The 11,072-nt window shown below is 65.0% G+C and carries 9 protein-coding genes; 6 read left to right on the top strand and 3 right to left on the bottom strand.

Annotated features, from left to right (window positions below):
- Window positions 1-298 precede the first annotated feature (298 nt).
- Complete coding sequence (locus tag ACPGXI_RS10470) at window positions 299-1,336, top strand: diiron oxygenase (protein WP_526652529.1); 1,038 nt, start codon at window positions 299-301, stop codon at window positions 1,334-1,336.
- 110 nt (window positions 1,337-1,446) lie between these two features.
- On the top strand, window positions 1,447-3,138 hold the full coding sequence (locus ACPGXI_RS10465; RefSeq protein ID WP_526652527.1) for an FAD-dependent oxidoreductase: 1,692 nt from the start codon (window positions 1,447-1,449) through the stop codon (window positions 3,136-3,138).
- Window positions 3,139-3,175: 37 nt separating this feature from the next.
- Here ACPGXI_RS10465 and ACPGXI_RS10460 read toward each other — a convergent pair whose 3' ends face one another.
- A complete protein-coding gene (locus ACPGXI_RS10460) occupies window positions 3,176-4,294 on the bottom strand; it encodes a citrate synthase (RefSeq protein WP_526652525.1) in 1,119 nt (372 codons plus the stop codon).
- A gap of 92 nt (window positions 4,295-4,386) precedes the next feature.
- On the opposite strand from ACPGXI_RS10460, the gene pdxH reads away from it, so the two are divergent.
- The 4 genes from pdxH (at window position 4,387) to ACPGXI_RS10440 (ending at window position 8,728) form a co-directional block, all read left to right on the top strand.
- Window positions 4,387-5,043, top strand: a complete 657-nt coding sequence (gene pdxH / locus ACPGXI_RS10455; protein ID WP_526652523.1) for a pyridoxamine 5'-phosphate oxidase — start codon at window positions 4,387-4,389, stop codon at window positions 5,041-5,043.
- 130 nt (window positions 5,044-5,173) lie between these two features.
- Window positions 5,174-5,824, top strand: coding sequence for a TetR family transcriptional regulator (locus ACPGXI_RS10450; protein WP_526652521.1), 651 nt, complete (start codon window positions 5,174-5,176; stop codon window positions 5,822-5,824).
- An 81-nt stretch (window positions 5,825-5,905) separates the two neighbouring features.
- On the top strand, window positions 5,906-7,210 hold the full coding sequence (locus ACPGXI_RS10445; RefSeq protein ID WP_526652519.1) for a citrate synthase: 1,305 nt from the start codon (window positions 5,906-5,908) through the stop codon (window positions 7,208-7,210).
- A gap of 87 nt (window positions 7,211-7,297) precedes the next feature.
- Window positions 7,298-8,728 carry a DHA2 family efflux MFS transporter permease subunit gene (locus tag ACPGXI_RS10440; RefSeq protein WP_526652532.1) on the top strand — a complete coding sequence of 477 codons (1,431 nt, stop codon included), beginning with the start codon at window positions 7,298-7,300 and terminating at the stop codon, window positions 8,726-8,728.
- On the opposite strand, the gene ACPGXI_RS10435 is transcribed toward ACPGXI_RS10440, so the two are convergent.
- Both ACPGXI_RS10435 and ACPGXI_RS10430 read right to left on the bottom strand, forming a co-directional pair.
- Entirely contained in the window at window positions 8,725-10,284 is a 1,560-nt protein-coding gene (locus ACPGXI_RS10435) for a phytoene desaturase family protein (protein ID WP_526652517.1), read from the bottom strand. The two genes, ACPGXI_RS10440 and ACPGXI_RS10435, sit on opposite strands and share 4 nt — an antisense overlap.
- A 19-nt stretch (window positions 10,285-10,303) precedes the next feature.
- Window positions 10,304-10,807 carry an Rv2240c family protein gene (locus ACPGXI_RS10430; RefSeq protein ID WP_526652515.1) on the bottom strand — a complete coding sequence of 168 codons (504 nt, stop codon included), beginning with the start codon at window positions 10,805-10,807 and terminating at the stop codon, window positions 10,304-10,306.
- Window positions 10,808-11,072: the final 265 nt, after the last annotated feature.

Genomic DNA, 11,072 nt, shown 5'->3' with positions numbered 1-11,072 from the left:
CGGCCGTCGGCGGGTTTGAGTTCGGGCGGGATGACGAGGGCTGTGTCAGTAGTCGAGGCGTCGGCCATGGTGGCAAGCCTAAGACGGGCGATCGGGCGGTCTGGATGCGGGGACCGTTGGCGGGCAGGCCGACGGTCCGCCCGAGTGCTCCATCCGCGTCACATGTGACCCTGATCACATGTGACGCAGATAACCCAGCGATGTCACACATTGGGAAACGCCCTGTTTAATTCCTGGGACCACGGGTACTGTCTTTAGACAGTAGGGGTGTAGATGTAAAGCTCGTGGGAGGCTCAATATGGCTGTCAAGACTGACAGGACACCTATCATCCGGCGCTGGCGCAAGAACATGGAAATCGGCAGCGGGCCGGAAAACCGGGCGTACGTCGACATGCTGAGCACCCTGTCCGAGGGGTCGGTGCGCCGCAATTTCAATCCTTACACCGACATCGACTGGGACGCCCCTGAGTTCGCGGTGATCCCGGACGACCCCCGGTGGATTCTGCCCGGCACCGACCCGATTGGTCGCCATCCCTGGTACAAGTCGCAGTCGATCGAGCGACAGATCGAGATCGGGATGTGGCGCCAGTCGAATATCAGCAAGGTGGGCCTGCAGTTCGAGTCGATCTTGATCCGCGGCCTGATGAACTACGTGTTCTGGGTGCCTAATGGTTCTCCCGAATATCGGTACTGCTTGCACGAGGCGGTCGAAGAGTGCAACCACACCATGATGTTCCAGGAGATGGTGAACCGCATCGGGGTTGACGTGCCAGGGATGCCGCGGACGCTGAAGTGGCTGTCGCAGTTCATCCCATCGGCCGCGGGCCCGTTGCCCATCGTGTTCTTCTTCGGTGTACTCGCCGGTGAGGAGCCCATCGACCACACCCAGAAGAACGTGCTGCGGGAGGGGTTGGCCTTGCATCCGATCATGGAGCGCGTGATGGCGATACACGTCGCCGAGGAGGCCCGGCACATCTCATTCGCGCACGAGTACCTGCGTCGGCGGGTCCCGAAGATGGCGCGCCGCAAGCGCTTCTGGTTGTCGTTGCACGTGCCGATCATCATGAGGGTGCTTTGTCAGGCGATCGTGAAGCCGCCGAAGTCGTTCTGGAAGGAATTCGACATCCCGCGCTCGGTCAAGAAGGAACTCTTCTTCTCGGCGCCCGAGTCGCGACAGTTCCTGCGTGACATGTTCGGCGATGTCCGGATGTTGTGTGAGGAAACTGGGTTGATGAATCCGGTTGCCAGGCTGATTTGGCGGATGTGCAAGATCGACGGCCGGCCCAACCGGTATCGCAGCGAGCCCGCGCGTCGCCACGACGTCACCGCCGCTTAGGCGCTCGGCCGCCTCGCACCCGTAGCAATACCCCACTTGTAGCAAATCCGACCTGGTAGCACATCCGACCCGGTAGCAACTCCAACAAGGAAGCCCGACAAGGAAGCCCAATGCCTCACGTCATCACCCAGTCGTGTTGCAGTGACGGGTCCTGCGTCTACGCATGTCCGGTGAATTGCATCCACCCCTCACCGGACGAGCCGGGATTCGCCACCGCCGAGATGCTCTACATCGACCCGGCAGCATGCGTCGACTGCGGTGCCTGCGTGGCTGCCTGCCCAGTCGGCGCGATCGCCCCCGACACCCGGCTGACTGAGTCGCAGCTGCCATTCGTCGAATTGAACGCCGCGTTCTACCCGGCCCGTGAGACCAAGGCGCCACCGACGTCCAAGCTGGCGCCGGTGTTCGAGGCTCCTGTCGTGTATCGGCGGTCGAATGGCCCGTTACGGGTCGCTATCGTCGGCTCAGGCCCTGCTGCCATGTACGCTGCCGACGAGCTGCTCACACAGCAGGGTGTCCGGGTCAACGTATTCGAAAAGCTGCCGACACCTTACGGTTTGGTACGGGCTGGGGTGGCGCCTGACCATCAGAGCACTAAGAGGGTGACACGGCTCTTCGACCGAATTGCCCGGATGCCCGGATTCTCCTTCTATCTCAACTGTGAGGTGGGGTCGGATCTGACGCACGGCGAAGTTCTCGAACACCATCACGCAGTGGTGTACGCGGTCGGCGCGCCCGACGACCGCCGCCTCGAGGTCGACGGCATGGATTTGCCCGGTGCGCGCACGGCCACCGAAGTGGTCGGCTGGATCAACGGGCATCCCGACCACTCCGATCTGTCCGTCGACCTCAGCGGTGAACGCGTTGTCGTCGTCGGCAACGGGAACGTCGCTCTGGACGTCGCACGGATCCTGACCGCCGACCCGGATGCGTTGGCGCACACGGACATCGCGGATCACGCACTGGCGGCCCTGCGAAATTCTCAGGTCCAGGAGGTGGTGATCGCCGCCCGCCGCGGTCCGGCTGCCTCGGCGTTCACCCTGCCCGAGCTGATCGGCCTCGTCTCGACCAACGACGTCGTGCTCGAATCCGGCGACCACGATCTCGTGATCCGCGACCTGGCCGACGAAACCGACCCGTTGACACGCAACAAACTCGAGATACTGGCAACACTGGACGAGGCCGGAGCAGCGTCGTCCGGGCGCCCTATTCGGCTCGCCTATGGCTTGACGCCGCAGCGGGTATTGGCCGATACCGCCAGCGCCGGGCAGGTCACTGGCATCGAATTCGCGGTGACCGGCGCAGACGAGTGCCTGGAGATGTCAGCTGGCCTGGTGTTGACGTCAATCGGATACCGCGCCAAGCCGATTCGCGGCCTGCCATTCGACGACGTGGCCGCGGTGGTCCCCAACGATGGGGGACGGGTCATCGAACCGGGCGGTTCGGAGCGCGTGCGCGGTAGCTATGTGGCGGGGTGGATCAAACGCGGTCCGACAGGCTTCATCGGAACCAACAAGTCGTGTGCCGCGGAGACGGTGCACAACCTGGTCGCCGACTACAACGACGGCCTGTTGGTCGATCCGGTGCGCAGGGCCGGCGCGCTGGACCGGTTCCTGCGGGACCGGCGAATTGCGGTGATCGACTCCGCCGGGTGGAAAGCCATCGACGACGCGGAGATCGCCCGCGGTTGCGGGCAGCGACCTCGCAACAAGTTCACGACGGTCGCTGACCTGCTCGAAGCCGCAGCCACTGCACCCGCACCGCCAGTGGGCCGGCGCCTGCTGGCCAACCTGCGTCGGTGAGCTTTCAGTCGGGCGGCGGTGCGGACCGATCCTCGGGTCATGGCAGGCCGAGCAACTCCCAGCCCTGAACCGATTCGGGCGTGCGCGGCGCGGGTCCGACATAGGGCGCCGCCGGGCGCACGAGCTTGCCCAGCCGCTTCTGCTCGAGGATGTGTGCGCACCAACCCGCGGTCCGTGCACAGGTGAACATGGCGGGCATCATCCGCGGCGGCACCTGCGCGAAGTCGAGGATCACCGCCGCCCAGAACTCGACGTTGGTCTCGATCGCCCGGTCGGGTCGGCGTTCCCGCAACTCGGCCAGTGCGGCCTGCTCTAGCGCGGCCGCCACCTCGTATCGCGATGCCGCCAGCCGTTTGGCGGTCGCGCGCAGCACCCGCGCTCGCGGATCCTCGGCCCGGTAGACACGGTGTCCGAAGCCCATCAGTTTTTCCTTGCGGTCCAGGATGCCCCTGACCACTGCGCGCGCATCGCCGCTCTGTTCGGCTTCCTCGATCATCGGGATCACTCGCGCCGGCGCACCGCCGTGCAGCGGTCCGCTCATCGCTCCGATTGCGCCGGACAGCGCGGCGGCCACGTCGGCGCCAGTCGAGGCGATGACGCGCGCGGTGAACGTGGACGCGTTCATGCCGTGCTCGGCAGCGCTGACCCAGTAGGCATCGATGGCCTCGATATGGCGAGGGTCGGGGTCGCCCTGCCACCGGGTCATGAATCTCGCGGTCACGGTATCGCGTTCGTCGACCGTGCGCTGTGGCACCGCCGGTTGGTAGATGCCGCGGGCGGACTGGGCGACATAGGACAGCGCCATCACCGAGGCGCGGGCCAGCTGGTTGCGTGCGGTCTCGTCGTCGATGTCCAGGAGCGGTGGGAAGCCCCAGATCGGCGCCAGCATCGCCAGACCGGCCTGGACGTCGACCCGGACGTCGCCGCTGTGGATAGGCACCGGGAACGGTTCGGCCGGCGGCAGGCCGCGCCCGAACCGACCATCGACCAGCAGCCCCCACACGTCGCCGAAGGTGACCCGGTTCGCGACGAGGTCCTCGACATCGACACCGCGGTAGCGCAGGGCCCCGCCGTCCCTGTCGGGTTCGGCGATCTCGGTCTCGAACGCCACCACGCCCGCCAACCCGGGAGCGAAATCCTTCGGCACTGAAGTCATACACCGATTCTTGCACCCGGCTGGCGCGGCAGATCGGCCAGTCTGGCCCCGTCCGCGGAGCCGACTCTGTTGCCCCGGCGTAGCGTTGTCGCGTGGGCACTTCTGAGCATCTGGCCCGAATGCGGGTGGAGTACGGATCTGTGGAGAAGGACGGCAGCGGTGATCTTGACGCCGACTGGCTGGAGGTCGGCTGGGTGGCGCTGTTGGGCAGCTGGATGGCAGACGCCCAGCAGGCGGGTATCGCCGAGCCCAACGGGATGGTCGTCGGCACCGTGGACACCGAGGGCAGACCCGTCACACGCACCGTGTTGTGCAAGAGCGTGGACGAATCCGGCGTCTCGTTTTACACCAACTACGACTCCGCCAAGGGCGAGCAGCTGGCTGCCAACCCGTACGCGTCGGCGACCTTCCCGTGGTACGCGTTGGGACGCCAGGTGCACATCCGTGGACCGGTCGTGAAGGTCGCGCCGGAGTCGACCGCCGAGTACTGGGCGCACCGGCCGCGGGGATCTCAGCTGGGGGCGTGGGCCTCTCTGCAGAGTAGGCCGATCACGTCACGCGATGCACTGCTCCAACAGTTGTCCGAAGTCACCGAGCGCTTCGCCGATGTCGATGACGTCCCGGTGCCGCCACACTGGGGTGGCTACCTGATCGCTCCCGAGGTGGTTGAATTCTGGCAGGGTCGGGAGAACCGGTTGCACAACAGGATTCGTGTTCGTGGCTCGCTCGTCGAACGGCTTCAGCCCTGACCCGAGCCTCCTCCGCGCAGTGGTCTGGCTGACGGGTCGGAAGCGCAGTCGATTTCATGGATGATCGGCAAATGTCGGCAGCTGTAAGTTTCTCCTTCGATCAGCGGCCTGACCCGATAACATCCGGGTTGTGGCGGAAGCAAGGGGGGAACCGGCCCTTGGTTTACGCGAGCGCAAGAAACGCCGAACCCGCGCCACGCTGATCGATGCGGCGATGGGCCTGTGTGAACGGCAAGGCTTTGACCGAACCACGGTCGACCAGATTGCCGCCACCGCCGACGTGTCACCGCGCACCTTCAGTCGCTACTTCGCAACCAAGGACGCCATCGCGATTGCGTTGTTGGACGAGGTGCTTGCCAAAACAGCCGCCGAGCTAGCCAGCCAGCCCCTCGAACTCGGCAGCTTCGAAGCCCTGCGGCGCGCCTACTTGGCGATGGCGCAGGCCACCAAGCTGGCCCCCGCCGGTGCCCTGTCGGCGGATCGCCTGTTGCAGATCCTGCGGATCACCGTGTCGTCGGCTGCGCTGCGGCAGTCCGCGGTCGAGTACCGGGGCAACGCCGTCGACGCGGTGATGGCCCAGAGGTTGGGGACAAGCATCGACGACCGAAGGGTCAAGCTGTTGGCTGCAGTATGGGGTGCGCTCTTGATCACCGCGGTGCGGGATTTGGCGGAGGACGGCACCGCCGCGGCCCCTGTCAGCGTCGACGACGTCATCGATGCGTTCGAAGCCACCTATGCCGACTTCGCCGGCGAAATGGCGGGTCTTGGCCAGCCGGTCTGACCCCCGTCGGCGTGACTACCGCAAGGCGACTACCTTCTGTAAGCAGACTTCCGAACTCCCGACAGCGACGAAGGGAACCCAGTGGCCGATAACGCCGAAGCCGGGCAACAGCACGCCAGCCTCAAATACCCAGGTGGCGAGCTCGACCTTGACATCGTCCACGCCACGGAGGGAGCCGACGGCATCGCTCTGGGGTCGCTGCTGGCCAAAACCGGCTACACCACATTCGACGGCGGTTTCGTCAACACCGCCCCCACCAAGAGTGCCATCACCTACATCGATGGTGACGCCGGGATTCTGCGTTACCGTGGTTACCCGATCGAGCAGCTGGCGGCGAAGTCGACGTTCATCGAGGTCAGCTACTTGCTGATCTTCGGTGAGCTGCCGACCGCTGAGCAGCTGGAGAAGTTCACCACCCAGATCCAGCGGCACACCATGCTGCACGAGGACCTGAAGCGGTTCTTCGATGGCTTTCCACGCGACGCTCACCCGATGCCGGTGCTGTCCAGTTCGGTCAACGCGCTGAGCGCCTACTACCAGGACTCGTTGGACCCGTTTGATCCCGGTCAGGTCGAGCTCTCCACCATCCGGCTGTTGGCCAAGCTGCCGACGATTGCTGCGTATGCGTACAAGAAGTCCGAGGGGCAGCCGTTCCTGTACCCGGACAACTCACTGACCCTGGTCGAGAATTTCCTCCGGATGACCTTTGGGGTTCCGGCCGAGCCTTACGAGGTCGACCCGGAGATCGTCCGGGCACTCGACATGCTGTTCATCCTGCATGCCGATCACGAACAGAACTGCTCGACATCGACGGTGCGGCTGGTGGGTTCGTCGCAGGCCAACCTATTCACCTCGATTTCCGGCGGTATCAACGCGTTGTGGGGCCCACTGCACGGTGGCGCGAACCAGGCGGTGTTGGAGATGCTGGCCAAGATCCGCAGCGAGGGCGGCGATGTCGCGTCATTCGTCAAGAAGGTGAAGGACCGCGAAGACGGCGTGAAGCTGATGGGCTTCGGGCATCGCGTATACAAGAATTACGACCCCAGGGCGCGCATCGTCAAGGACCAGGCCGACAAGATCCTGGCGAAGATCGGCGTCAATGACGAATTGCTCGACATCGCAAAGTCGCTCGAAGAGATCGCCCTGACCGACGACTTTTTCGTCGAACGCAAGCTCTACCCGAATGTCGACTACTACACCGGCGTGATCTATCGGGCCATGGGCTTCCCGACCCGGATGTTCACCGTGCTGTTCGCGCTGGGCCGGCTGCCCGGATGGATCGCCCACTGGCGGGAGATGCACGGCGAGCCCAACAAGATCGGCCGCCCGCGCCAGATCTACACCGGGTACACCGAACGCGACTACCCCGGGTTGGACAACCGGTGAATGCCGGGTCCGTCTAGCGGCCCGCACCTGTCGGCCGTGGAAGTTCCTCGCTCGACAAGTGCCGTCTGAGTGAAGCCTTCCGAGTCGCTGAGCCCGCGGCGCAAGGTCATCGTTTTGGCCTCGTGCTGTTTGAGTCTGCTGATCGTGTCGATGGACGCCACGATCGTCAACGTCGCGATTCCCAGCATCCGCGCCGACTTGTCTGCCACGCCGACGCAGATGCAGTGGGTGATCGACGTTTACACGCTGGTGCTGGCTTCGCTGTTGCTGTTGTCGGGCGCCACTGCAGACCGATTCGGCCGACGACGCACCTTCCAGGTGGGTCTGTCGATCTTCGCGGTCGCGTCGTTGCTGTGCAGCCTGGCGCCGAACATCGAGACCCTGATAGCTGCCCGGTTGCTACAGGCGATCGGCGGTTCGATGCTCAATCCGGTCGCGATGTCGATCATCACTCAGGTTTTCACCGGACGGGTGGAACGGGCGCGGGCGATCGGCATCTGGGGTGGTGTTGTTGGAATCTCCATGGCAATGGGGCCGATCGTGGGCGGCGCGCTGATCGAGTATGTCGGCTGGCGTGCGGTTTTCTGGATAAATCTGCCGATATGCGCGGTGGCGATACTGCTGGCTGCCATTTTCGTACCCGAATCCAAGTCGGAGTCCATGCGCGGCGTGGACCCGGTGGGACAGGCACTCGGGGTGACATTCCTGTTCGGCATGGTGTTCGTGCTCATCGAGGGTCCGGCACGGGGCTGGAGCGAACCGGACGTCGCGATCATCGGCGTCGTCGCCGCGCTGTCTCTCGTGGCTTTTGTCCGCTACGAAACCCGGCATGAAGATCCGTTCATCGATCTTCGGTTCTTTCGCAGCATCCCGTTCTCGTCGGCGACCATCATCGCCGTCGCCGCGTTCGCGGCATGGGGTGCGTTCCTGTTCATGATGTCGCTGTATTTGCAAGGCGAGCGTGGATTCTCGGCGATGAACACGGGTCTGATGTATCTGCCGCTCGCCGTCGGCGCGCTGATCTTCGCCCCGCTGTCAGGTCGGCTTGTCGGCCGCTTCGGCGCCCGGCCGTCGCTGCTGATCGCCGGAACTCTGATGACCGCAGCCACACTGTTGCTGACCCAGCTCAGCGCGGTTACTCCGGTGTGGCAACTTCTGGTGGTCTTCGCAGTGTTCGGCGTCGGCTTTTCGATGGTGAACGCGCCCATCACCAACGAGGCGGTCAGCGGAATGCCGACAGACCGTGCCGGCGCCGCCTCGGCGATCGCCTCAGCCAGTCGTCAAGTTGGCGTGAGTATCGGTGTGGCGTTGTGTGGTTCGGTTGCCGGTGCCGCTCTGGCGGATCCGACCATCGATTTCGCCCGCACCTCCCGGCCGCTATGGCTGCTGTTCGCCGCGGTAGGGGTGCTGATCTTCGCGCTCGGCCTCTACTCGACATCGCCGCGCGGACTCCGTTCGGCCGAACGGCTGGCCCCGCTGATCGCCGGGCCCCGGGCCGAAAGTGAAGATACCCGCTAGCTCTCCAGCACTGCCCTCGCGGCGTTGTGCCCGCCAATGCCCGATACAGCGCCGCCGCGACGAGAACCTGAGCCGCACAACATGATCCGGTCATGGGGTGTCTGCACACCCCAGCGCCGGGCGGGTGTGTCCAGGTGTTCGTCGTCCTCGGCGAATGGCCATCCTAGCGCGCCGTGGAAGATGTTGCCGGCCGTCATCGCCAGTGTCTGCTCGAGATCAGCGGTGGTCTTGGTCTCGATGCATGGTCGACCGCTCGAATCCTGCATCAGGACATCCTGAATCGGTTCGGCCAGGACCGAATTGAGCGAATCCAGCACCGCCGACGTCAGCCGGCCGCGCATCCGTTCGGGGTCGTCGACCACCAACCGGTGCGGGGTGTGTAGGCCGAATACCGTCAACGTCTGAGCACCGGAGCCGCGCAATTCCTCCGACAGGATGGTGGGGTCGGCCAGCGAGTGGCAGTACACCTCACAGGGCAGCGGATCTGGCACATCGCCGGCCTCGGCCCGGCTGAACGCGGTGTCGAGTTGACGGTAGCCCTCGTTGATGTGAAGTGTTCCGCCGAATGCCTGCTCCGGGGTGACAGTAGCGTCTCGCAGGCGCGGTAGGCGCCGCAGCATGAGGTTGACTTTCACCTGGGCGCCCGGGGTCAGCTCCGGCTCTGGGCTACTCGTCAATCGAGCCAGGACCGTGGGCGTCACGTTCGCCAGCACGAAGCGGGCATGAACGGCGCGGTCCTGGCCGCCATGCCGGTAGTGCACGTCGCCGTCGGGCGTGATCGCGTAAACGTCGGCGCCAGTGACGATGTCGGCACCGTGAGCGGCGGCCACGGTGGCCAGCGCTGCGCTGACCTCGCCCATGCCGCCGACCGGGACATCCCAGTCGCCGGTGCCGCCGCCGAGCAGGTGGTACAGAAAGCACACGTTCTGCGTCAGCGATTCCGCGTCGGCGCGCGCGAACGTGCCGATCAGCGCATCGGTAGCCATCACGCCGCGCACGAGGTCGCTGCCCACTGCATCGGTGATCGCGTGGCCGATCGGAGAGCAGATCAGCGCCTCCCAGGCAGCCTCGGCTTCGGCGCTGCGACTGCTTACCAGCCGGCGTGTCTGTTCGCGAGTGCGCAGCGGCTCGGTGAGCGTCGGCCACAGCGGCTCGGTGAGCAGTCGGCACCGACGGTAGAAGTCGCCGAAGGCCTGCTCGTCGGCCGCCGCGCCGACGGCGCCGAAAGTGCTCTGCGGCCCGATCAGTAGTCCGGTGCGCCCGGCCGAGGCTGGATCGGGGGTGTAGGACGAATAGCGGCGGCGCACCAACTGAACCCGCGCGTCGAGGTCCTCCAGTATGCGCGCGGGCAGCAGGCTGACCAGATACGAGTAGCGCGACAACCGCGCGTCGACGCCGTCGAAGACGTGTGCTGAAACCGCAGCCCCGCCGACCTTATGGAGGCGCTCCAGCAGTAGGACTCGTTGTCCGGCGCGGGCCAGATAACCGGCAGCTACCAGTCCGTTGTGCCCGCCGCCCACGATGACCGCGTCAAACTGGGCTTCTGTCGATGCCATGATCGGGCTCGTCGGGGCGTCAGACCGGCGTGTCGGTTTGGGCGCATGCCATCCTCGCGTCGTACGCGTCGCTGTTCAGTTCGGTGGCGGCGTTGTTGATTCGGTCGACGTTGGCACGCATCCCCATCAGCAGGAGCAGCTTTGTCGAACTGTAGGACCACGACCGCATCGGAGCAGCGACCTCGGGGTGGAGTCCCGGGGTCAGTGATGCGCTCAGCGCGTCTGCCGCCGCGAGCCGCAGCGCTGTCCTGCCGGTGATGTTGCTGGTTCGCACTATCGGGTCTGTGTAGTTCGGATCGATTTCTCCGATGGCGAGCGCGTTGGCGAAGCTTGAGTAATTGGCCGCCGCGAGGTCCAGTGCCCGGGCGAAGTCGGAACAGGCTGCCGCCGCCGCCGGGCCGCCCGGGATCTCGTCGGCGTGGGCGGGGGTTGCGGAAGCCAAACCGATGACGCACGCGATAGCCGCCGTCGCGCACAGCGGACCCTGAGGCCGGCAGAATGGCCAGGTCACTGGAGTATGCACGTCACTCCTGCCTCCATTGCCCGGGTAGCTTCACTCGTGCGAACACATGACCATTGAAGCGTCAGGCGTCGCGGAGGTGTAGGGAAACACAACGTCGAGTGGCCACTAGTCAAACGTCGCGAAGCATGAACAGTCAAAATGTGCGATTGTTGACGATCGGCAGCCACATGTAGCAAGCTACGCCTCGGAAAAGTCACGGTGGAATCCTTGCCGCTCCGACATCCGAATCCGCCATCCTGGGAACCGTCGGACCGGGTTATGAAGG

This window comes from Mycobacterium sp. (genome assembly GCF_049608025.1).
Taxonomy (GTDB): Bacteria; Actinomycetota; Actinomycetes; order Mycobacteriales; family Mycobacteriaceae; genus Mycobacterium.
This window is presented reverse-complemented; position numbering and strand designations above follow the sequence as displayed.

Excerpts from the sequence above, each read along its gene's own strand:
- ACPGXI_RS10470 (WP_526652529.1), top strand. The coding sequence starts at position 299 with ATGGCTGTCAAGACTGACAGGACACCTATCATCCGGCGCTGGCGCAAG.
- ACPGXI_RS10465 (WP_526652527.1), top strand. The coding sequence starts at position 1,447 with ATGCCTCACGTCATCACCCAGTCGTGTTGCAGTGACGGGTCCTGCGTC.
- ACPGXI_RS10460 (WP_526652525.1), bottom strand. The coding sequence starts at position 4,294 with ATGACTTCAGTGCCGAAGGATTTCGCTCCCGGGTTGGCGGGCGTGGTG.
- ACPGXI_RS10435 (WP_526652517.1), bottom strand. The coding sequence starts at position 10,284 with ATGGCATCGACAGAAGCCCAGTTTGACGCGGTCATCGTGGGCGGCGGG.